Here is a 22,801-nt window from a genome sequence, read left to right as displayed (position 1 = left end):
ATCATGCGGCTTGCCGGCAAAATCGCCATCGTCACGGGCGCGGGTTCGGGTTTTGGAGAGGGCATTGCCAACACCTTTGCCCGCGAGGGCGCGCGCGTCGTCGTCAATGACTTGAATGCGGAGGCCGGTGAACGCGTGGCCAGCGCCATTCGCGTGGCCGGCGGCGATGCACATTTCGTGCAGGCCGACGTCTCGAATGGGGACTCCGTCGCCAAACTGCTCGGCGCCACGCTGGCGCGCTATGGCGATCTGCACATCGTCGTGAACAATGCCGGCACCACGCACAAGAACAAGCCGCTGCTGCAGATCACCGAAGACGAGTTCGACCGCGTGATGGCCGTCAACGTGAAGAGCATTTACTGGACGGCGCATCACATCGTCCCGCACTTCCGCGAGCGCGGCGGCGGCGTGTTCGTCAATGTGGCGTCCACGGCGGGCATCCGGCCGCGGCCCGGGCTCGTCTGGTACAACGCGAGCAAGGGCGCTGTCATCACGGCCAGCAAGGCGATGGCGGCCGAGCTGGGCCCGGACAAGATCCGCGTGAATTGCGTGAACCCGGTGATGGGTGCCACAGGCCTCATCGAGCAGTTCATGGGCGTACCCGACACCCCCGAGAACCGGGCGCGCTTCCTGGCGACGATCCCGATGGGGCGGCTTTCCACGCCGCAGGATGTGGCCAACGCATGCCTGTATCTGGCGTCGGACGAAGCCGAGTTCATTACCGGCACGTGCCTGGAAGTGGACGGCGGGCGCTGCGTATAAACCCTGCCGGCGGGCGTCTTGGCGCGCCCGCCCGAGAAGCGCAGAATGCTGTGGCGGTTTTCCGGGCCGAGGTAGGTAACGAGGAGCACTCGGCCTGAACTCACAACAACGCTGGAGACCCGATGGCCATCACCACCCCACCCACCTCACCGGTCGGCGGCGCAGGCACGCTGACGAGCCAATCCACAAGCGCATTTGAAGAAGCCACCTACCGCAAGGTGACGTGGCGCCTGGTTCCGTTCCTGCTGCTGTGCTACGTGGTCGCGTATCTCGATCGCGTCAACGTGGGCTTTGCCAAGCTGCAGATGCTCAACGACCTCAAGTTCAGCGAGACCATCTACGGCCTGGGCGCGGGCATCTTCTTCATCGGCTACTTCCTCTTTGAAGTGCCGAGCAACGTGATCCTGCACCGCGTGGGCGCGCGTATCTGGATCGCGCGGATCATGATCTCGTGGGGCATCATCTCGGCAGCCATGATGTTCGTCACCACGCCGGCCATGTTCTACGTGATGCGCTTCCTGCTGGGTCTGGCAGAGGCGGGCTTCTTCCCCGGCATCATCCTGTACCTCACGTACTGGTATCCGGCGCAGCGGCGCGGGCGCACCACCACCTTCTTCATGACGGCGATTGCGTTGTCGGGCGTGATCGGAGGCCCCATCTCGGGCTGGGCGATGAAGGCGTTTGGCGGCGTTTACGGCCTGGCCGGCTGGCAGTGGATGTTCCTGATCGAGGGCATTCCGTCGATCATCGTCGGCATCTTCGTGCTGGCCTATCTTGACGATCGCATCAGCCACGCGAAGTGGCTGACCGACGAAGAGAAAGCGCTGCTCGCCCGCAACATCGCCGCGGAAGACGCCGAGAAAGAAGACCCGCCCATCCGCACCGTCATGGCCAGCCCGCGCGTGTGGCTGATGAGCCTGATCTACTTCAGCTTCGTGATGGGCTTGTACGGCGTGAGCTTCTGGCTGCCGACACTGATCAAGCAGACCGGCGTGGCAGATCCCTTCTCGGTGGGCCTGCTGACGGCGATCCCGTACGGCGCGGCAGTCGTCGCCATGGTCTTGGTGGCCCGCAGCGCCGACCGCCTGCGTGAGCGCCGGTGGCACATCGCGATTCCCGCAGTGGTGGGGGCAATCGGCCTCGTATTGTCGGCCGTGTGGCACACCGACACCACGCTCGCCATGGCCGCCCTCACGCTCGGCACCATGGGCATCCTGACCACGTTACCGCTGTTCTGGAGCCTGCCGACTGCGTTCCTGGCCGGCACGGGCGCTGCCGCTGGCATTGCGCTCATCAATTCGCTTGGCAACCTTGCGGGCTTCCTGAGCCCCTACGCCGTCGGCTGGCTGAAAGACGCCACGCAGAGCACGGATTCAGGCATGTATTTGCTGGCTGCATCGATGGTGCTGGGTGCGATCCTCACGCTTTCCGTACCGGCACGGATGGTGAACAAATAGGCGACGCCACCGGCAAGAAAAAAGGCCGGGGTGACCCCGGCCTTTTTCATTTGACTGCAAGCAATGCGCTTTGCCGGTAGTGGCGCTGCGCGTCTTCCATGCGCTCGGTCTGCTCGAACATCTGTGCAAGCGCCAGATGTGCATGGGCGCGGAGGTTGCCGGAGTGATCCGCATCGGCATACTTCAATGCCGACTCCAGGTTCGACTGCGCCTTCCCCCAGAGCTGCTCCTTGAAGCACAGCATGCCGAGCGTGTAGAACAGGTCAGCATCCACCGGATGCTGGGCGAGCCATTTCTCGGCTTGCTGGATCAACGGCAGGGCCTTGCCCGGCACTGCGCAATCGGCGTAGCGGCGGATCAGGCGGCTATCCCAATGCGTCTTCAGACCGTCTTCGACGATGCGCTTGGCGTCATCGGTGCGGCCAAGCTGCGCGAAATACAGCGCCGCCTGCGAGGCAATGCGCGGCGAGCGGCGTTCTTCCGTGGTCAGCTCGCGCCAGAAGCTGTTCAGCGCATCGGCATCGTGGCGGCGCTCGGCCAGCAGCGTTTCACACGCCATCTGCTTGAGTCGGGCGGCCAGCACGGAATGGATGGCGTTGCGCTTTTCCAGGGCGCGCGTCAGGCGCAGCACCTCGCTCCAGTTCTTCAGATGCTGATGCGCACGCAGGGCAATGCGTTGCGCCTGAATCTGCCGCGAGCCCTGCGATTGCAGTTGCGCGATCTTCTCCAGCGCACCTTCCGCATCACGTGCGTCGACCAGCAATTCGGCCATCGACACAAGCTTCGCCTGCTCTCGATCGGGCGAGGAGACTTCGGCCATCCACGCATCGCGGCGTTCGGTCTCCTGCATGCGGTGTGCGGCACGGGCACCGATCAGCGCGGCCGTCTCGCGCTGAGGTTCCCAAGCCTGGGCTTCGCGCGCTTGGCGCTCCGCATGGCCAAAGCGCCCGGCAAACAGGCTTTCCATTGCCTCGCGCAGCGCGGCAGATGCCTTGAGGATGCGATTGCGCTCGCGATACGCCGCAGCACGCGCCGGCATACCGGCCACATGGTGGAAAAGGCGCATCACAAGATGCAGCACCACAAACGTCGCCAGCAGCGCCGCCAGCACGAAATTGAGCGACATCTCCACCCGGTACGGCGGGTAGAACAGCACGACGTTGCTCAGGTTCAGTTCCGTAAACAGTGCCAGCCCGACGGCGGCGGCAAACAGGAGCGCGACCCAGAATACCCAGCGCATGCTCACTCCTTGCCCGAACCGCGCACGGCGGCAAGGCTGTCAGCCAGCGTCGGCACCTGCAGCGTGCCAACCATCGCGCGCACCTGCGACAGTTGATTCTGCACCGTGGTCACGCGCGAAGACTGCGTATCGAAGTAGCGCGCCAGCAGCGTATCGGCGCGACCCAGATCGGCGCGGAACACGGCGTCATTGCGCGAGAGCAACGCCAGGCGCGCGTTCATCAAACGCAGCTTGAGGTTTTCACGCAGGAACCACGCTTGGTCGGAAGACAGCAGCAGTGCCTCGGTCTGATCGACGCGGCGCACCTGTACGATTTGGCCCAATTCGCCGCGCACGTCGCTCCACAGGCGCCCCCACCAGGCGCGCACGCCTGCCGACCATCCGGCGTCGTTTGACGGCGTCGAGGCAACCGGCGCCGACGCAGCCGCGGCATGCGCCTTCGCATTCTTCGTGGGTTTCACGGCAGCATGCGGCGCCTGCGCGGCCTGTTCCGCCTCCAGCGGCTGTGCCGACGAGATGAGCGGCAGCGTGTCTACAGCATTGATGGCGTCATCCAACCGCAGCGCCGCACCCGCCAGATCAAACGACGGCATCGCCTTGAGCTTGGCCATATCGCGCGATACCGCCCGGCGCGCGGCGTTGAACTGCGGCTTGTCGAGCGTGGCCAGGCGCGCGTCGACCGTTTGCAGCGCAGCCAGTGCGCCGGCGACATTTCCCGTCAGTTGCAGTTGCTCGGCGGTGACCTCCAGCGAACGCTGAATCTCGGCGCGCTGCCAGTCATCGCGATTGCGCAGAAGGTCTTGGTTGGCCTGCTCCAGCGCGGCTTGACGATCGCGCGTTTCAGCGGTGCGGGCATCCAGCGCGCCGAATTTCTGCTGCAACTGGGAAACCGAATCCTGGTCCGCACGCGACAGCACGCGCATCTCCTGCGCCAGCGCTTCGTTCGTCTGGGCGTGCTGACGGATATCGCGTGCCAGGCGCTCATTGCGCACCTGCAGCGCGGCCACCGCCGCCACGACCGCGACGAGCGCCACCCAGATCACCCAACCGCCGCTGCGTGGCGCATGGTTGACCGTCATGGTGGGCGCAAACGCGGCCGGCGGAGCACTGGGCGCAGGGGCCGGGCTTGGCTTGGCTGCCGCAGATGCGGGCGCCGGTGTCGAAGCAGGGGCAGAAGCGGGAGCCGCCGAGGGAACGGGAGTCTGCGTCACAGTGGAAGGAGAAGTAGACGGGTTTGATTCAGCTGACGCCTTTGCCGGGGCTTGCTCGGCTGCCGGCACCGGCCCAGCCCACGCGAGCACGCTGGCGAGGAGCCGGTCGTCGCCGGCGCCGGTGAGCGTCACGTCGCGAAAGCCCAGCGATTTGGCCTGTTCGACGATGCGGGCGTGCGAAGCAAAACATGGCGCGCCATGCAGCGTATCCAGATCGGCGGACGACAGATTGGCGCGGGCCAGTTCATCGAGATTGCGGACGGCCTCGGAGCTGGTGAGCGTCCAGGCATGGCGTGCCGAAAGCACGGCACGCAAGGCGAGCCACGCCGCGGCATCGGGCACCGGCACGCTGCGGCGATAGGCTTCCACCGTGCGGACCGATGCGCCGGCTTCACGCAGTTGATCGGCCAACCATTCGCGGCCACCGTTACCGCGCACGATCAGCACTTCACGGCCGCTCAACGATGGCACGTCCAGCCGCGCGTAGAGCGCTTCGGAATCCTGGCGCGCGTCGTCGGCATGCGTGTCGGGCTTGATCACGCGGTGCGCGGGCGGCGCAACGCCGTGCTGGGCAAGCGCCTGTGCGCTCGCTGGGCCCACCACCGCTACCGGCACCTCCTGCGGCCAGTGGAAACCTTCCGGCATGGCGGCAAATGCCTGCTGCACGGCGTTAGGACTGACGAACACCACCAGTGCGTAGCGCGAGGGATCGCCCAGCGCGGCACGCAAGTCGTCGAGATTGGGTGTCGGCGCAATGTCGAGCAGCGGAAACTGATGCGTGCGCAGGCCGTGGCGCTCAAGCGCCGCCACCAGCATGGGCGCCTGCGCGCGCGGACGCGTGACCACCACCACGGGCGGGGTTGCCGGTTGAACAGGCGGCGTGCTGGATGCGGGCGACGATGGTGACAAGCGCAGTGGCAAGTGGTCGTCCATGGCGAGCCGTGGGAGTTAGGTAGCAGGTGGGGCGTCAGTGCCCAGCATGGCAAGGATGTCGCGTGCACCGCCGGCCAGCATCTGCCGGGCCACGCGCACGCCCAGTGCGTCGGCGTCGGCCAGCGTGGACGGCGTGGTTTCGCCATCGGCGGCAAGTTTGCGGGTACCGTCCTGCGAAGCGACAAAGGCGCGCAGGCGCAGCGTGCCGGCATCCGACCACTGCGCAAACGAGGCGAGTGGCACCTGGCACGAACCGCCAAGAATGCGCGAAACAGCACGCTCAGCAGTCACGGCCAGCGCTGTGGGCTCATCGTGCAGCGGCGCGAGACACGCTCGCACGTCTGCGCGATTGGCGCGAATCTCGATGCCGAGCGCACCCTGCCCTGCCGCCGGCAGCGATTCTTCCGGCGCAATGGTCGAGCGGATGCGATCAGCCAGCCCCAGGCGCTTGAGCCCGGCCGCGGCCAGGATGATGGCAGCGTAGTCGCCACGGTCAAGCTTGCCGAGGCGCGTATCGAGGTTGCCCCGCAGCGGCTGGATGACCAGATGCGGGAAGCGCGCCCGCAGCGAAGCCTCGCGGCGCAAGCTGGACGTGCCCACGACGGCGCCTGCCGGCAGCGAGGCCAGATCGGCGTAGTCGTTCGAAACAAAGGCATCGCGCGGGTCTTCGCGTTCGAGAATGGCCGATAGCGCAAAGCCTTCGGGCAATTCCATCGGCACATCCTTGAGCGAATGCACGGCGAGATCGGCGCGTCCCTCGGCCAGCGCGACTTCCAGTTCCTTAACAAACAAACCTTTGCCCCCCACCTTGGCGAGGGAGCGGTCGAGAATCTGGTCGCCACGCGTGGTCATTCCAAGGATGGACACGTCGCACGCGGGATAGTATTTTTGCAATGCAGCACGCACGTGTTCGGCTTGCCAGAGGGCAAGCCGGCTTTCGCGCGAGGCAATGACCAGCTTGGTCGGCGCCTGGGCTGCAGGAGTCGTTGCAAGCTGGGATTGACGGGAAGTCGGGTGGGCGTTGGAAGACATGCGGCAATGGTAGCACGCAGCTTTTTCGCGACAGCCCGGCTATCACGTTGAAGTGATGCAGAAAAGAGGGCCGTTCAGGCACCTTCGAGCAGGCGATTCCGCCTGCTCGCCACCCAATCTAGGAGACACCATGACGCAGCCCGCCGCGCGCCGCGCTTCCTCGCGCGCGACCACCGCCCGCAAGGCTTCGGCCGCCCCCGCCAAGACCAGCAAGACCCCCAGGGCCATCAAGGCTGCCAAACCCGCCGCAAACCCCGTGGCAAAGGCCAATGGCGCGGACGAAGCCAACGGCGCATCACTCGGCCCCACCTCCCGACGCTCGTCGGGCAGCGCCGCGGCCAAGGATCAGCCGCTGAAGGAAGACATCCGCTTCCTCGGGCGCCTGCTGGGCGACGTGCTGCGTGACCAGGAAGGCGGCACCGTCTTCGAAACGGTCGAGACCATCCGGCAGACTGCCGTGCGCTTTCGCCGCGACGGCGACCGCCAGGCCGAGCAGGATCTCGACCGGCTGCTGAAAACGCTCTCGCGCGACCAAACCACGTCGGTGGTGCGCGCCTTCAGCTATTTCTCGCACCTGGCGAACATCGCTGAAGATCAGCACCACAATCGCCGCCGCCGCGTGCACGCGCTGGCCGGATCGCCGCCGCAGCCGGGCAGCCTGATGCGCGCGCTGCTGTCGGCCGCTGATGAGGGCATGTCGGGCGACGTGTTGCGCCGATTCTTCGAAACCGCGCTGATCGTGCCGGTGCTGACCGCCCACCCGACCGAGGTGCAGCGCAAGAGCACTCTCGACGCACAACGCGAAATCGCCCGCCTTCTGGCCGAGCGCGACGCACCGCTCACCGCGCGGGAACGCGAACGCAACACCGCGCTGCTGCGCGCTCACGTCACCAAGCTGTGGCAAACGCGCATGCTGCGCACCACGCGCCTGATGGTGGCCGACGAGATCGAAAACGCGCTGTCGTACTACCAGACCACCTTCCTGCGCGAAATTCCCGCGCTGTACCGCGAGCTGGAAGAAGACATCGCGACCGTCTTCCCGCGTCGCGGCGCACGTGGCGAGCCGGCACCGCTGCCGCCCTTCTTCCAAATGGGCTCGTGGATCGGCGGCGACCGCGACGGCAATCCCTTCGTCACCGCAACGACCTTGCGCGACGCTGCACGGAAGCAGGCGAGCGTGATCCTCGCGTGGTACCTGGAAGAGATCCACGCGCTGGGTGCGGAACTGTCGATGTCGACGTCGCTGGTGGACGTGAGCGCCGAGCTGCAAGTGCTGGCCGAGCGCTCGCCCGACCATTCCGAACACCGCGTGGACGAGCCGTACCGCCGTGCGCTGATTGGCGTCTATGCGCGCCTGGCCGCCACCTGCCATGAGCTGACGGGCGAAGACGCAGGCCGCCACGCCGTCGGCCCCGCTCCGGCTTACAACAACGCAGAAGAACTGCGTGCCGACATCCAGATCGTGATCGACTCCTTGGCGGCGCACCACGGCGAAGTGCTGGCCGACGCGCGACTGGCGTCGCTTGCGCGCGCGATTGATGTGTTCGGCTTCCACCTGTCGTCGATCGACCTGCGTCAGGTATCGGACGTGCACGAAGCGACCGTCGCCGAGCTGTTGAAGGTTGCGGGCGTGGAAGGCGCCTATGCGGCGCTGTCCGAGGCCGACAAACGCACGCTGCTGCTGCGCGAGCTGCAACAGCCGCGCGTGCTGACGCTGCCGTTCCACGCGTACAGCGAGCAGACCACGTCGGAAATCGACATCTTCCGTGCTGCCCGCGAAGTGCGCGCCCGCTACGGCAACCGCATCGTGCGCAACTACATCATTTCGCACACCGAGACCCTGTCCGACTTGCTGGAAGTGATGCTGCTGCAGAAGGAAGCCGGCATGTTCCGCGCTGGCACGAATGGCAGCGGCGGTGCAGGTCTGGACGTGATGGTGATCCCGCTGTTCGAAACCATCGAAGACTTGCGCAACGCCCCTGAAATCATGGGCGACCTGCTCGCTCTGCCCGGCTTCGATGCCGTGCTGGCGGCGCAGGGCAACGAGCAGGAAGTCATGCTCGGCTATTCGGATTCGAACAAGGACGGCGGCTTCCTCACCTCCAACTGGGAGCTGTACAAGGCCGAACTGGCGCTGGTGGAGCTGTTCGAGCGCAAGGGCGTGCGCCTGCGCCTGTTCCATGGGCGCGGCGGCACGGTGGGCCGCGGCGGCGGCCCGACGTACCAGGCCATCCTGTCGCAACCGCCGGGCACGGTGAACGGGCAGATCCGCCTGACCGAGCAGGGCGAAATCATCTCCAGCAAGTTCGCCAATCCGGAGATCGGCCGGCGCAACCTGGAAACCATCGTCGCGGCCACGCTGGAAGCGACGCTGCTGCCCACGCGCAACCGTCCGAAGGGCCTGGAAGAGTTCGAAGCCGCCATGCAGGCGCTGTCGGATAACGCCTTTGCCGCGTACCGCAACCTCGTCTACGAAACCCCGGGCTTCAAGGACTACTTCTTCGCCACCACGCCCATCACCGAGATTGCTGACCTGAACCTCGGTTCACGCCCGGCCTCGCGCAAGCTGATGGACAAGAAGCACCGCCGCATCGAAGATCTGCGTGCGATTCCGTGGGGCTTCTCATGGGGCCAATGTCGTCTGCTGCTGCCGGGCTGGTTCGGCTTTGGCAGCGCGGTGCAACGTTGGCTGGACGATGCCGGCAACGCCAAGGCGAAGGCGGCGCGCCTGGCCACGCTCAAGCGCATGCACAAGCAGTGGCCGTTCTTTGCGAACCTGCTCTCGAACATGGACATGGTGCTGTCCAAGGCCGATCTGAATGTGGCCTCGCGCTACGCGCAGTTGTGCGATGACCGCAAGCTGCGTAACGCGGTGTTCTCGCGCATCTCGGCGGAGTTCACGTTGACCGAGCAGACGCTGGCCGCCATCACGGGGCAGTCGGAGCGCCTGGCCGACAACCCGCTGCTGGCGCGCTCCATCAAGAACCGCTTCCCGTATCTCGACCCGCTGAATCACTTGCAGGTCGAGTTGCTCAAGCGCTTCCGCTCGGGCAAGGCCGGCAGCGACGATGCACGCGTGCGGCGCGGCATCCATCTGTCGATCAACGGGATTGCGGCGGGCCTTCGCAATAGCGGCTGATCAGGCAGCCAGCGCGGTGGCGGCCGGGCGACGGCTGATCCACGCCATCGCCATCGCGCCGGCATATGACAGCGTCATCAGGCCAAAAACCAGCGGCGAGGCGTGCGCCAGACCGGGCACCACCGTCACGACCGCGCCCGCCGCTGCCACGCCCAGCAAGCTTCCGGTCTGCCGTGCGGCGTTCAGCAAGCCCGACGCCGTGCCGGCCAGCTCGCCCGGCGCCGCAGACAGGATGGTCGACGTCATGGGCGCAATCGCCAGCGCGGTGCCGCCCCCGTAAGCCATCATCATTGCACTCACCACCCAGATGTGTACCTGTCCGGTCAGCGCAGCCGACGTGGCGAGCAAACCGGCCGCGCCGATCACGAGGCCACTCAGCATCATCGTGGGTGTAGAAAAACGCGCCATCAGCTTGCCCGCGAAGATGTTGCCCGCCGACAGGCTCACCGCCATCGGCAGCATGACCAGGCCGGTCTGGCGTGCGCTCAGGTGTTCGACATTCTGCAAATGCAGGCTCAGCACGAACAACGCGCCGTAATAGCCGAAGTTCAGCAGGAACCCCACGCCGTTGACCGCGCCCAGCGTGCGATGCCCCAGCCAGGCCAGCGGCACCAGCGGCGCGCGCGCCCGGCGTTCAGCCAGGACGAACAGCACGCCGGCCGCCACCGTCAGCAGCGCGGCACCCCACACCCACGGCGATTGCGTTCCGCGCACCGGCCATTCAATCGCGGCAAAACACAGCGCCGCGAGCATCACGGCGCTCGTCACCTGCCCCGCCCAATCAAACGGCTTGGCGCGCGCAGGCTGCACGTGGCGCACGATAGCCCAGGTGCCCAGCATGCCCGCCACACCCAGCGGCACGTTGATCAGGAAGGCACTGCGCCAGCCGTATGTGTCGACCAGCACGCCACCCAGCGCCGGGCCCACGGCTGCGGCAGTCGCGACGATGGCGCCCCACAGGCCAATGGCCCAGGCGCGCTCGCGCGGGTCTTCAAACGTGCTGCGAATGAGCGACAGCGAACTCGGCAGGAACATCGCCGCCCCCACGCCCTGCAGGATGCGCGCAGCAATCAACGTGGTGACTGAAGGCGCCAGCCCACAACCCGCCGAGGCCACGATGAACACCGCCATCCCCGCCATGAACACCGTGCGCGCGCCAATGCGGTCGCTCAGCAACCCGCCCGTGAGGATGAAGGCGGCAAAGGCCAGCGTGTAGGCATCAACAATCCACGCAAGTTCTGCGACGCTGCTATGCAGGCTGTCGCGCATGGCGATGAGCGCCACGTTGACCACGGTCGTATCCAGCACCGCCATGAACACGCCCGACGTGAGAATGCCCAGCGTGGCGTTGCGGCGCCATCGGCTGAGATCGGGTTGCAGGTTGCCCCGGGGAGCGGCAGCAATGGTATGGGCGTTGCTCGAAGACATGGCGGAACCGTTTGGCAATTTCATGCAGCCCAGTGTAGGCTGGAGAACGCATGCAAAAAAGCAGCGTTTTTGCATCGCAACGCTGCAAATTTGCATCGCTCATCTACGAATATTCGGAGCCCGACGTGAACTGGGACAACGGACGCTTCTTCCTGGCCGTGGCGCGCACCTGCACGCTGCGCGGCGCGGCCCAGCGCCTGGGCGTGGATCAGGCCACGGTGGGCCGCCGCATCGCCGCGCTGGAAGAGGAGCTATCGGCCAAGCTGTTCTTGCGCACGTCGACCGCGCTGGTGCTCACACCCGCCGGCGAAGCGCTGATCGGCCCAGCCGAAGCAATGGAGCAGGCGGCACACACCATCGAGCGCCGCGTTGCCGGCATCGACGACCAACTCGCGGGCACGATCCGCGTGGCCACGACCGACACGATGGCGGCCACCTTCGTGCTGCCGGCCATCGCGCAGTTGCGGCAGCGGCATCCAGGCATCGACGTCGTCTGCATGGCTTCCAAGAGCATTGCCAATCTGACCAAGCGCGAAGCCGATGTGGCCGTGCGCACGCTGCGGCCGGATTCGCCCGACCTCATCGCGCGGCGCATCGGCCAAATGGAAACCGGTATCTATGCGAGCCGCAACTACGTCGCAGCGCGCGGTGAGCCGGAGGAAGGGACGGCCTTTGCGGGGCACGACCTGGTGCTGTATCCGCGCAATGAAGTGCCGTGGATGTGGGAAGACCTGTGCGGCGAGCCGATCACGCGCGGGCGCGTCGTCTTGCAGAGCAACTCGGCGCTGGCGCTGTTCGAGGCGGTCGCCGCAGGCATTGGGATCACCGAGCTGGTCTGCCGCCGCGCGGAGGCCTATCCGGCGCTGGTGCGCGTGCTGCCCAACCGCCGCAGCATGCAGGACGTCTGGCTCGTCACGCACGCCGATCTGCACAAGACCGCGCGCGTGCGGGCCTTGCTCGATTGCATCGTCGAAGCATTCGACGCGCACAAAAAAACCGCCACACCGTAACGAGCAGCCGGTGTGGCGGCCCAACAAACCTCTCAGCTGATGAACGCCACCGGCACCGGGTCTTCACCGAGCACGGAGAGCAGCACCGCCCAATGCATTGTCTCGTCGCCCAGAATGCTGGCGGCGGCCTTGGTCAGGTCGCGCGTGTAGAAATTCGGCATCACGCCCAGATACGCTGAAGCGGCGCCCTTCTCCAGCCCGGCGGCAAAACGCAGCACGTCGGCCTGCGTCTTGAGCTGGCTGACCGGGAAGTTGTACTCCGCCACCTTCTTTTCCATGACCGGCGTACCACCCAGCTTGGACACCGTTCCCGCCAGCACCGCCGCGTGTGCCTTGTGGTGGCCCTGGAACTTCACGGCAGTCGCGAGCACGGGTTTTTGCAGCAGGCCGCTTTCCGCGCCCACCTGATATGCGGCGATGGCTTGGTACTCCAGCCCGAGCGCCACGTTCAAAATGTTGACGTCGTCTTTCACGCTGCCTGATTGGGACTGGGCCCAGGCCGGCATCGACTGCCCCAGCGACACCGCCGCCAGCGAACCCAGCGCCATCAGCCCGGGCGCGCGCAACAGCACGCGGCGGCGCGCATCGATGCGCGGGATGTCATTCTCCAACTGATCCATCTCTTTGGTTGCGTCCATCGTCGGTCTCCTTGCAGATGCGGGGAAGATGCGCGACCCGTGCAGTGCGTAGTGCGGATCGCCGGCGTTTGTCCAGCGCCTGACCGCTTATACGAAGGGCGAGCCCAACTGGATGCAAACCGCTGCGCCGCCCACGTGAATCCCCCCACGACCGAGGTTTCTTCCTACACTTTGGGCAGAACCGTCCACAAAAGCCGTCTACGTGCACACCTTCCAGCGCACCGCCGAAGACCACGCCGCGCAAGACGCCGATCCGCCGACGGCGGCCGCGGCAACTCGCCCCCCAAGCGCCGACGCGGAAGAGCTGGCGGCGCTGCTCCAGCGCATCGGCCTGGGCGACCGCGACGCCCTGCGCACGCTATATACGCGCTGCGCACCGAAACTGTTTGGGCTCGCGCTGCGTATCTTGGTCAGGAAAGACTGGGCCGAGGACGTCTTGCAAGAAAGCTTCGTCAACATCTGGCGCCACGCCGGCAATTACCGCCCGCACCTGGCCGCCCCCATGACGTGGATGACCACCATCGTGCGCAACCGCGCACTCGATTGCTTGCGCCGGCAGCACGCCGAGCGCGTGCAGGAATCCGTGCCGCTGGATGACACCTACGCCGATGTCCTGGCCGACCACGCCCCTGGCCCGGCGGACTTGGCGCTTGCCGGCCAGCAGGCCCGCGCGCTGGCCGAATGCCTCAAGCGCCTGGACCCGAAGCAGCGCGAGGTCGTTTCGCTCGCCTATCTGCGAGACCTGTCGCACAGCGAGCTGGCGCAAGCGCTGTCACTGCCGCTGGGCACCGTCAAATCCTGGATGCGGCGCGGGCTGGACCGCCTGCGCGAATGCCTCGGAGCACCCTGATGGACCCGCGCCGCCACCCCGATCTCGTCGACAAGCTGGCCGCCGAATATGCGGTCGGCACCTTGCGTGCCGGCGCACGCCGCCGGTTCGAGCAGATCATTCGCCACGACGACGCCGTGCGCGCCACGGTCGAATGCTGGCAGCGCTATCTGGCCGACCTGCCCGCGCTCCAGCCGGCCACGGCGCCGCTCCCGGAAATCCTCTGCCGCGTTGAAGTGCAACTCGGCTGGCGCGAGCCTGCGCCGGCGCGGAAAGCCCTTTGGCAACGGCTTTGGCAAGGCACCGGCTTCTGGCGCGGCGCCACCGCAGTCGCGGCGCTGGTCGGGGCGGTGGCGATCGGGCTGAACCTGCGACTGGCGCAGCAATTGCGCGAGGCGCCCGTCGCCAACGCCGTGGCCGTGCTGCAGGACGCGCAGGCCCAGGCGGCCGCCCTCGTCACCTGGGATGCGCGCACCGGCACGCTGTCGCTCAAGCGGCTGGATGCCACGCCACTCAACACTGAGCAGGCCTTGCAGCTCTGGGCGCTGCCGCCCGGCGGGCATCCTCAGTCACTTGGGGTGATCGGGCACCAGCGCGCGGTGCGGCTGACAGTCGCGCAGCCGTTGCGCCAGGTGCCCGCACTGGCCATTAGCGTGGAACCGCGTGGCGGCTCACCCAACCCGGAGGGGCCGACAGGGCCGGTGGTCTTCAAGGGCGCGCTGATCGACAGCACGCTGTAGGCACCGCTGCGTGGGGGCCGGAAGGCCCTGCGGGCGATATAATCGCGGTTTCCTGAATTTGCGGCTGGTGCCTCGCTGGCCGCGCTCCTCCAGCTGTCCGCCCATGACCTCCCAACTCGCCAAGAAGGCCGAAGCGTGGTCCGCCCGCTTTAACGAGCCGGTGTCCGATCTCGTCAAGCGCTATACCGCGTCGGTGTTCTTCGACAAGCGCCTCGCACTGTTCGACATCCAGGGCTCGCTCGCGCACGCCGCCATGCTCGCCAAGCAGGGCATCATCGCCGAAGCCGACCGCGCTGCCATCGAAAAAGGTATGGCGCAGATTCGCCAGGAGATCGAGGCCGGCACGTTCGAGTGGAAGCTGGACCTGGAAGACGTTCACCTGAACATTGAAGCGCGCCTGACCGCCATGGCGGGCGACGCCGGCAAGCGCCTGCACACCGGCCGCTCGCGCAACGATCAGGTCGCCACCGACATCCGCCTGTGGCTGCGCAGCGAGATCGACAACATCGTCGGTCTGCTCAAGGCCCTGCGCAGCGCGCTGCTGGACTTGGCCGAGCAGCACACCAACACCATCGTCCCGGGCTTCACGCATCTGCAGGTCGCGCAACCGGTGGTGTTCGGCCACCACCTGCTGGCCTACGTCGAGATGTTCACGCGCGACACCGAGCGCATGCTCGACGCCCGCAAACGCGTCAACCGCCTGCCGCTGGGCGCCGCGGCGCTTGCTGGCACGAGCTACCCGATCGACCGCGAATTCGTCGCGCAGCAACTGGGCTTTGACGGGGTGTGCCGCAACTCGCTGGATGCCGTGTCCGACCGCGACTTCGCCATCGAATTCTGCGCCGCCGCCGCGCTCGTCATGACGCACGTCTCGCGCTTCTCTGAAGAGCTGGTGCTGTGGATGAGCCCGCGCGTGGGCTTTATCGACATTGCGGACCGCTTCTGCACCGGCAGCTCGATCATGCCGCAGAAGAAAAACCCGGACGTACCGGAACTGGCACGCGGCAAGACCGGCCGCGTCAACGGCCACCTGATCGGCCTGCTCACGCTGATGAAGGGCCAACCGCTGGCGTACAACAAGGACAACCAGGAAGACAAGGAACCGCTGTTCGACACCGTCGATACCGTGGTCGACACGCTGCGCATCTTTGCCGACATGGTGCCGGGCATCACCGTCAAAGCCGACGCCATGCGTGCCGCTGCGCTGCAGGGCTACGCGACCGCCACCGATCTGGCCGACTACCTGGTCAAGCGCGGCCTGCCCTTCCGCGATGCACACGAAGCCGTGGCCCACGCCGTGCGCGCGTGCGACGACCTGCGCTGTGATCTGGCAGACCTGTCGGTTGCGCAACTGCGTGACATCTGCGGCCTGGGCGACAAGTCCGACCTCATTAGCGACGATGTGCACGCCGTGCTGACGCTGGAAGGCTCAGTCGCTTCGCGCAACCACATCGGCGGGACAGCGCCGGAGCAGGTCAAGCAAGCCATTGCGTTCGCACGGGCCGCGCTGGCTGAATAATCGGCTGCACGCTTCAAACAAAAACGCCGCGCTACCCAGCGCGGCGTTTTTTTTGGCCGCTGCTTTTGCGGCGGTCAAATTCCTAAAGCATCACTCCATAACACACGGCATAGCTCTTTCCAGAACTACCGCCGTTGCGCCTCCTTACCTGCGCCCTTCTGCCGGCGCCAATAACGCGACACAAATCTTGACGTGATTACGCAGGAATTGTTGGGAAAATCGCCCGAATCCCACATTGCTTCGAACGCTATCTGCGGCATGTCGAATAACAATAATCACAACGCCATCGCGGAGATAAGGAGATGCACCAATGCGCGCGTTAAAAAACCACACCCCCCAACTGCGCACCGCCATGCAGTGGCTCGCGCCGTTTCTGGTAATGGGACTCATCGTCAGCTGTCTCGACAACAAAGCCACCGTGGAAGTTTCAGGCTACAACCACATGAAAGACCAGTCCATTGCCGGTTTTTCCGTCAATGGCGCCGGCGGCCCCAATATTGGCCCGGAAAGTGGAGGAGGAAAATTCAATTGCTGCATAGAAATCCCCAAACGCTGGCATCGAGGCATGAAGGCGAAGGTCGAGTGGTTTTACGGGTACGGCATTGAGGGACCGGGTTCGCAACCTCCTCATCAAGAAGCCGTGGTCGATATTCCGGAATACACCTCTGAAAACCTCGGCCCCGTGCAGGTCCACTTTTACGACAACCATCGCGTCAAGGTCGTCGTATCGAAATTCGGCATTAGAAGCCCTTGCGGACCACTGCGGGAGGAAGAAAAAGCGCCATGGGAAACCCGACAGGACTTGATCGAGTATCACCGCACGGGCGAGGGAAAGAATGAACGCTGCGATGGTCCAGGGCTAGATCCTTAACGGCTGCGCCATTTCCCAAGAAAAATGATGACACGATAAATCGAATCAACACGAACCATGACTGATATCGACTTCGCACTAAACCCTGACCTGAAACTTGACCAAACCCGCAGCAAGGAGCGCCCGCTGAGTGAGAGGGTGATCAGCCTATGCACACATTAAAAAACTACACGTCCCGACTGCGCAACGCCATGCAATGGCTAGCGCCGATTCTGGTAATGGGGTTGATTGTCAGTTGTCTCGACAACAAGGCCACCGTGGAAGTGACAGGCTACAACCACATGAAAGACCAGTCCATTGCCGGCTTCTCTGTCAATGGCGCCGGCGGACCCAACATTGGGCCGGAAAGTGGAGGCGGGAAATTCAATTGCTGCATCGAAATACCCAAACGCTGGCATCGAGGCATGAAGGCGAAGGTGGAATGGTCTTACGGATACGGCATTGAGGGACCAGGTTCGCAACCGCCGCCACAAGAAGCCGTTGTGGATATTCCGGAATACACCTCCGAAAACCTTGGCACCCTTCAGGTCCATTTTTACGACAACCATCGCGTCAAGGTGGTCGTTTCCAAGTGGGCTCTCGGAAATGCCGAATATCCCTTACCCAAAGAAGACTGGGCTCCATGGACCATCAACGAGCGATGGGAGCGCAATATCCGCGAAATTCGAGAAGAAGGAGGAGATGTATGACAGCGATCGACTTCGCGCTAAACCCTGACCTGAACCTTGGCCAAGCCCGCAGCAAGGAGCGCCCGCTAAGCGAGAAAGAAACCATGCAGCGCATGTGTGCTTTAAACGCCCTGCTCCCCAAGAGCCACATACCGTCTTGCGATGGGAACCTCTTCGTCGGCATGTTCTTTGATGGCACAGGCAACAACGAAGATGAAGATTACAAGAAGCATCAGGGCGACCCACGCCATCAAAAACACACCAATGTCGTGCGCCTCTATCACGCCTATCCAGACTTGAAGGAAAAGAAGGGAACGGATGCCTACTATGCCTATTACGTTCCCGGCGTCGGCACGCCCTTCGACAAGGTGGGTGACGACGGAAAGGTGATTCCTGGCATTCCCAATCCGCTTGGATCCGCCGCGGGTTGGGGTGGTGCGCCGCGCATCTTTTGGGCGTTAATTCAGATCTTTAATGCCGTTCATCGGTACCACGTCGGCCCTAAGTTGATTTCCGACAGCGAAGCTAAAGACCTGTGCAACCCACTAAGCTTCTCGCCCACCAACTTCGCCAAGCGGTTTGCTGTTTCAGCAAACCCCTTCCAGGCGTTGCTCAACACGCAGCAGACTTTGAACTACAAGAGACGGCTTCGTGAACTGAAAGACGTTTACCAGGCGCGGCTCAAGACAAAAATCCGTGGCCGGAAGCCGGAACTGCGGCAAATCAACCTGAGCGTGTTCGGCTTCTCGCGAGGGGCCGCGGAGGCACGTGCTTTTGTGAACTGCCTCTACCAGTTGTGCGAAGAGAAAGACGGCGGTTGGCTCTTTGCCGGCATCCCGCTGCGGATACAGTTCTTGGGTATCTTCGACACAGTGGCGTCGGTGGGGCTGGCGGGCTTGTACCCGATTACAGAAGGCAGGCAAGACTGGGCCGACGACAACATGCAGATCCACCCGGCGGTGGAGCAATGTCTGCATCTGGTTGCGGGTCATGAAATCCGCGCCTGTTTCCCGCTCGACTCCGTGCGCGTCGATGGCAAGTATCCGCCCAACTGCAAGGAGTACGTTTTCCCCGGTTCGCACTCCGACGTGGGCGGCGGGTACATGCCGCTGGCGCTAGGCAAGGCCGATTGGAGCCGCGACGGCAAAAACACCGATCTCCAACTCGCTCGCGTACCGGGTTTTGAGATGTACTGTGCGGCACTTGCGGCGGGTGTGCCGTTCTACTTGCCAGAAGAGCTTGCAGAACGAAGGGAGCAACAGATTTTTGATGCGTTGGCCCCTTCTAAAGCCACCCTTGACGCCTTCGCCACCTACTACCAACAAGCCAACATCCAACCTGGCCCGGTTGAAGAAATGGCACGTCAGCATCTGAGCTGGTACTTCAGCCACCGCTGGCAACTACTGGAAGCGGGTTTTCATAAGACACCCCAATACCAACGCGCTCGGGTTGAACCCAACGCAGACCAAGGTAAGGATTTCCAGGGCGAATCCACGTGGATGCTGCACACCCAGCGCGCGCTCATTCAAATGGTTGCGGCATCCTGCCATCACCTCGAACAACGCATGCAGCTCAATCGAGAGGACGTCGAACAACATGGCGAGGCCTTAACGAGCCCGTTTGAATTTGGAGCCGCGGCAAAGAAGGCGGCCGCCAGATCGCTGGGCAGCCCCGCGGGCGCGATCTACCACGCGGTGGAACACCAGAGTGGCCCGATAAAGAACGATGCGCGGCAAGCCCAGGCTGATGCCATCGCCAAACAAGCGCCAGCCGTACTCGCACGGTGGCGGCAGTGGCTTGCCAATAACATGTACCCAGAAGTGCGGAACGCAAGCGCGCCCGAGCGAGACGTCATGCGGTTGTTGGAAGCCCTGCGGAGTCGCCCCGTTCCGGAAGCGATTGGCGGCTTCTTCGATGCCTACGTGCATGACTCAATGGCTGGCTTTATCGGCTTTGGCATGCCCGAGTTCCAACTGAATGGTTATGGGCTGGCGAAGTTCCGGCGCATCTACTTTGGCGATCACGGAGACAAGATCATTCGTGACAGGGTCAAGCACGAAAACGAACAGCGTATTGTTGAGGCGAGAGCCCAGCGCAACAAAGCGGCCTCAGAGCGGATGCCGCCGCGCATTCCGCCAATGTCGGGGGGTTTCCAAGCCTTTGATCGCTTGAGCTAGCGGGTCCATGGGCAGCACCGCCTCCAAACAAAAACGCCGCGCTGATCAACTCAGCGCGGCGTTTTTGTTTGTGCACCTGAAACTCAGCGCACACAGTCGACGAAATATCCCATCTTGCCGTCGACCTCTTCCTCGACCAGACCATGAATGTCGGTCTCGAAGCCCGGGAATAGCTTGTTGAACTGGCGGGCGAATTGCAGGTACTGCACGATCGTCTTGTTGAAGCGCTCGCCAGGGATCAGCAGCGGAATGCCCGGCGGATACGGCGTCAGCAGGATGGCGGTGATGCGGCCTTCCAGGTCGTCGATTGCCACGCGCTCGGTTTCACGGTGAGCCATCTTTGCCCAGGCGTCCGACGGCTTCATCGCCGGTTCCATGTTCGACAGGTACATCTCGGTCGTCACGCGGGCCACGTCGTTGGCCTGGTAGACGCTGTGGATGCTGTCGCACAGCTCGCGCAGCCCGATGCGCTCGTACTGCGGATACTGGCGCACGAACTCCGGCAGCACACGCCATAGCGGCTGGTTGTTGTCGTAGTCGTCCTTGAACTGCTGCAGCTCGGTCACCATCGAGTTCCAGCGGCCCTTGGTGATGCCGATGGTGAACATGATGAAGAACGAGTACAAGCCGGTCTTCTCGACGATGATGCCGTGCTCGGCCAGGTAGCGCGTCACGATGGCGGCCGGGATGCCCGAGTCGCTGAACTTGCCATCGACGTCCAGGCCCGGGGTGATGATGGTGGCCTTGATCGGGTCGAGCAGGTTGAAATCTTCGGCCAGGTTGCCGAAGCCGTGCCAGCGCTCGTTGGCCTTGAGCATCCAGGCTTCGCGGTCCTCGATGCCCTCGTCGGACAGGTCATTCGGGCCCCAGACCTTGAACCACCAGTCGTCGCCACGTCCACTGCCACCGTTCGTGCCGACGTATTCCTGCTCCACCTTGCGCATGGCGCGGCGGAAGTCCAGCGCTTCGGCAATGCTCTCTTCCACCAGCGCAGTGCCGCCCGGCGCTTCCATCATTGCCGCGGCCACGTCGCACGAAGCGATGATCGAGTACTGCGGGCTCGTCGACGTGTGCATCAGATACGCCTCGTTGAAGCGGTACGTATCGAGCTTGCGCGTTTCCGAGTCCTGCACGAGGATCTGCGAGGCCTGCGACAGGCCGGCCAGCAGCTTGTGCGTGCTCTGCGTGGCAAACACCAGCGCGTCCTTGCTGCGCGGGCGGCCGTGACCAATCGCGTGCATGTCCTCGTAGAAGGGGTGGAACGACGCATGCGGCAGCCACGCTTCATCAAAGTGCAGCGTGTCGATCTCGGTCGACAGCATGTTCTTGATCATCTCGGCGTTGTACAGCACGCCGTCGTACGTGCCCTGCGTGATGGTCAGAATGCGCGGCTTCTTGTTTTTGGCCTGGCTGGCGAACGGGTGATCGGCGATCTTCTTGGCGATCGTTTCGGGCTCGAACTCGCTCTTCGGGATCGGCCCGATGATGCCGAAGTGGTTGCGCGTCGGCATCAGGAACACGGGGATCGCGCCCGTCATCATGATCGCGTGCAGGATCGACTTGTGACAGTTGCGGTCCACCACCACGATGTCGCCGGGCGCCACGTTGGCGTGCCACACCATCTTGTTCGATGTCGACGTGCCGTTGGTCACGAAGAACATGTGATCCGAGCCAAAGATACGCGCAGCGTTGCGCTCAGACGCGGCCACGGGGCCCGTGTGGTCGAGCAGTTGGCCCAGTTCTTCCACAGCGTTGCAGACGTCGGCGCGCAGCATGTTCTCGCCGAAGAACTGGTGGAACACCTGCCCCACCGGGCTCTTCAGGAACGCCACGCCGCCCGAGTGCCCCGGGCAATGCCACGAATACGAACTGTCCTGCGCGTAGTCGATCAGCGCCTTGAAGAACGGCGGCGGCAGTGAATCCAGGTAGTTGCGCGCTTCACGGATGATGTGTCGGGCCACAAACTCGGGCGTGTCCTCGAACATGTGGATGAAGCCATGCAGCTCGCGCAGCACGTCGTTCGGCAGATGGCGCGAGGTGCGCGTTTCGCCGTACAGGAAGATGGGAATGTCGGCGTTGCGGCGACGCACCTCGGCCACGAAGGCGCGCAGGTTTTCAACCGCTTCCGGTTCGGGCTTGTCGTTGTCCGGGTTGATGAATTCATCGTCATCGATCGAGACGATGAAGGTGGACGCGCGGCTCGACTGTTGGGCGAACGAGGTCAGGTCACCATAGCTGGTGAGACCAGTCACCTCCATCCCCTCCTGCTCGATGGCCTGGGCCAGCGCGCGAATGCCCGACCCGGAGATGTTCTCGGAGCGGAAGTCCTCGTCAATGATGATGACGGGAAAACGGAATTTCATCGTGGTTCCTTATGGATGAAGCTAAAGGCACCGCTCCGGATACGCCTGAACGCGCGGAAACGGACTACAAAAACTAGGTCTTGGGCAGCGTCACACCGTGCTGGCCCTGATACTTGCCACCACGATCCTTGTACGAGGTTTCGCATTCCTCGTCGCTCTCAAAGAACAGCACCTGCGCGCAGCCTTCGCCGGCGTAGATCTTGGCGGGCAGCGGCGTGGTGTTGGAAAACTCCAGCGTCACGTAGCCTTCCCATTCGGGCTCGAACGGCGTGACGTTCACGATGATCCCGCAGCGCGCGTACGTGCTCTTGCCCAGGCACACGGTCAGCACGGTGCGCGGGATGCGGAAATACTCCATCGTGCGGGCCAGCGCGAACGAGTTCGGCGGGATGATGCACACATCGCCCTTGAAGTCGACAAAGGACTTCTCGTCGAAGTTCTTCGGATCGACGATGGTGCTGTTGATGTTGGTGAAGATCTTGAATTCGTCGGCGCAGCGGATGTCGTAGCCGTAGCTCGACGTGCCGTAGGAGACGATGCGGCGGCCGTCGGATTCACGCACCTGGCCGGGCTCGAACGGCTCGATCATGCCGTGCTGCTCGGCCATGCGGCGGATCCACTTGTCGGATTTGATGCTCATGGAGCGTCCAGATACCTTGGATGAACAAATGGGGGCAGCCTTCGCGGTGCGAAAACTGTCCCCATTTGGTCACGCCAGCGGCCGGGCCCGCGGCTGGGGCCGGTTTGGAACGCGGATTGTACTCCCAAACCTGTGACGGAAAAC

The 22,801-nt window shown here is 64.1% G+C and carries 17 protein-coding genes; 10 read left to right on the top strand and 7 right to left on the bottom strand.

Annotated elements, in window-relative coordinates; all coding sequences use genetic code 11:
- Positions 1 to 3: 3 nt before the first annotated feature.
- Positions 4 to 762 (top strand): SDR family oxidoreductase, encoded by a 759-nt coding sequence (locus tag ACTJK4_RS07985; RefSeq protein WP_027680820.1) that lies wholly within the window; start codon positions 4 to 6, stop codon positions 760 to 762.
- Between the two features lie 122 nt (positions 763 to 884).
- On the top strand, positions 885 to 2,219 hold the full coding sequence (locus ACTJK4_RS07980; protein ID WP_232040714.1) for an MFS transporter: 1,335 nt from the start codon (positions 885 to 887) through the stop codon (positions 2,217 to 2,219).
- A gap of 46 nt (positions 2,220 to 2,265) precedes the next feature.
- Here ACTJK4_RS07980 and ACTJK4_RS07975 read toward each other — a convergent pair whose 3' ends face one another.
- From ACTJK4_RS07975 to hemC, 3 genes are read right to left on the bottom strand one after another with little or no spacing between them, the layout of a single operon-like run.
- Positions 2,266 to 3,459, bottom strand: a complete 1,194-nt coding sequence (locus tag ACTJK4_RS07975; protein ID WP_253538218.1) for a heme biosynthesis protein HemY — start codon at positions 3,457 to 3,459, stop codon at positions 2,266 to 2,268.
- Between the two features lie 2 nt (positions 3,460 to 3,461).
- Complete coding sequence (hemDX, locus tag ACTJK4_RS07970; RefSeq protein ID WP_440817325.1) at positions 3,462 to 5,603, bottom strand: fused uroporphyrinogen-III synthase HemD/membrane protein HemX; 2,142 nt, start codon at positions 5,601 to 5,603, stop codon at positions 3,462 to 3,464.
- Positions 5,604 to 5,618: 15 nt separating this feature from the next.
- Complete coding sequence (gene hemC / locus ACTJK4_RS07965; RefSeq protein WP_440817323.1) at positions 5,619 to 6,635, bottom strand: hydroxymethylbilane synthase; 1,017 nt, start codon at positions 6,633 to 6,635, stop codon at positions 5,619 to 5,621.
- A gap of 130 nt (positions 6,636 to 6,765) precedes the next feature.
- Between hemC and ppc the strand changes: the two genes are divergently transcribed.
- Positions 6,766 to 9,774: a phosphoenolpyruvate carboxylase gene (gene ppc / locus ACTJK4_RS07960; protein WP_260801966.1), complete on the top strand. Its 3,009-nt coding sequence runs from the start codon at positions 6,766 to 6,768 to the stop codon at positions 9,772 to 9,774.
- Here ppc and ACTJK4_RS07955 read toward each other — a convergent pair whose 3' ends face one another.
- The gene (locus ACTJK4_RS07955; protein ID WP_440817320.1) at positions 9,775 to 11,202 is read right to left on the bottom strand and encodes an MFS transporter; all 1,428 of its coding nucleotides are present in this window, start codon (positions 11,200 to 11,202) and stop codon (positions 9,775 to 9,777) included. It lies immediately after the preceding gene.
- Between the two features lie 125 nt (positions 11,203 to 11,327).
- Here ACTJK4_RS07955 and ACTJK4_RS07950 point away from each other — a divergent pair, with 125 nt between their 5' ends.
- Positions 11,328 to 12,212 carry a LysR family transcriptional regulator gene (locus ACTJK4_RS07950; protein WP_260802251.1) on the top strand — a complete coding sequence of 295 codons (885 nt, stop codon included), beginning with the start codon at positions 11,328 to 11,330 and terminating at the stop codon, positions 12,210 to 12,212.
- A 32-nt stretch (positions 12,213 to 12,244) separates the two neighbouring features.
- Here ACTJK4_RS07950 and ACTJK4_RS07945 read toward each other — a convergent pair whose 3' ends face one another.
- Positions 12,245 to 12,850, bottom strand: a complete 606-nt coding sequence (locus tag ACTJK4_RS07945) for a ferritin-like domain-containing protein (protein WP_232040720.1) — start codon at positions 12,848 to 12,850, stop codon at positions 12,245 to 12,247.
- A gap of 202 nt (positions 12,851 to 13,052) precedes the next feature.
- Here ACTJK4_RS07945 and ACTJK4_RS07940 point away from each other — a divergent pair, with 202 nt between their 5' ends.
- The 6 genes from ACTJK4_RS07940 to ACTJK4_RS07915 all read left to right on the top strand — a co-directional run bounded on the left by ACTJK4_RS07940 (position 13,053) and on the right by ACTJK4_RS07915 (position 19,654).
- Positions 13,053 to 13,700, top strand: coding sequence for an RNA polymerase sigma factor (locus tag ACTJK4_RS07940; protein WP_440817317.1), 648 nt, complete (start codon positions 13,053 to 13,055; stop codon positions 13,698 to 13,700).
- The gene (locus ACTJK4_RS07935; protein ID WP_440817315.1) at positions 13,700 to 14,419 is read left to right on the top strand and encodes an anti-sigma factor; all 720 of its coding nucleotides are present in this window, start codon (positions 13,700 to 13,702) and stop codon (positions 14,417 to 14,419) included. The genes ACTJK4_RS07940 and ACTJK4_RS07935 overlap by 1 nt, the downstream gene beginning before the upstream one ends.
- 103 nt (positions 14,420 to 14,522) lie before the next feature.
- Complete coding sequence (gene argH, locus ACTJK4_RS07930; protein WP_232040723.1) at positions 14,523 to 15,938, top strand: argininosuccinate lyase; 1,416 nt, start codon at positions 14,523 to 14,525, stop codon at positions 15,936 to 15,938.
- A 310-nt stretch (positions 15,939 to 16,248) separates the two neighbouring features.
- Positions 16,249 to 16,809 carry a DUF3304 domain-containing protein gene (locus tag ACTJK4_RS07925; RefSeq protein WP_440817313.1) on the top strand — a complete coding sequence of 187 codons (561 nt, stop codon included), beginning with the start codon at positions 16,249 to 16,251 and terminating at the stop codon, positions 16,807 to 16,809.
- A gap of 149 nt (positions 16,810 to 16,958) precedes the next feature.
- On the top strand, positions 16,959 to 17,498 hold the full coding sequence (locus tag ACTJK4_RS07920; RefSeq protein WP_440817310.1) for a DUF3304 domain-containing protein: 540 nt from the start codon (positions 16,959 to 16,961) through the stop codon (positions 17,496 to 17,498).
- Positions 17,495 to 19,654, top strand: coding sequence for a T6SS phospholipase effector Tle1-like catalytic domain-containing protein (locus ACTJK4_RS07915; RefSeq protein ID WP_440817307.1), 2,160 nt, complete (start codon positions 17,495 to 17,497; stop codon positions 19,652 to 19,654). The genes ACTJK4_RS07920 and ACTJK4_RS07915 overlap by 4 nt, the downstream gene beginning before the upstream one ends.
- 83 nt (positions 19,655 to 19,737) lie before the next feature.
- Here the strand turns inward: ACTJK4_RS07915 and ACTJK4_RS07910 are convergent, their stop codons facing one another.
- Together ACTJK4_RS07910 and dcd are read right to left on the bottom strand one after the other, a co-directional pair.
- The gene (locus tag ACTJK4_RS07910; RefSeq protein WP_440817305.1) at positions 19,738 to 22,017 is read right to left on the bottom strand and encodes an Orn/Lys/Arg decarboxylase N-terminal domain-containing protein; all 2,280 of its coding nucleotides are present in this window, start codon (positions 22,015 to 22,017) and stop codon (positions 19,738 to 19,740) included.
- Between the two features lie 73 nt (positions 22,018 to 22,090).
- Positions 22,091 to 22,657: a dCTP deaminase gene (dcd, locus tag ACTJK4_RS07905; RefSeq protein WP_004632155.1), complete on the bottom strand. Its 567-nt coding sequence runs from the start codon at positions 22,655 to 22,657 to the stop codon at positions 22,091 to 22,093.
- Between the last annotated feature and the right edge of the window lie 144 nt (positions 22,658 to 22,801).

Origin of the sequence: Ralstonia sp. 22111 (assembly GCF_052045895.1) — a bacterium.
Lineage (GTDB): Bacteria > Pseudomonadota > Gammaproteobacteria > Burkholderiales > Burkholderiaceae > Ralstonia > Ralstonia wenshanensis.
Note: the sequence above shows the minus strand (reverse complement) of the source record. Positions and strands in the feature narration are given on the sequence as shown.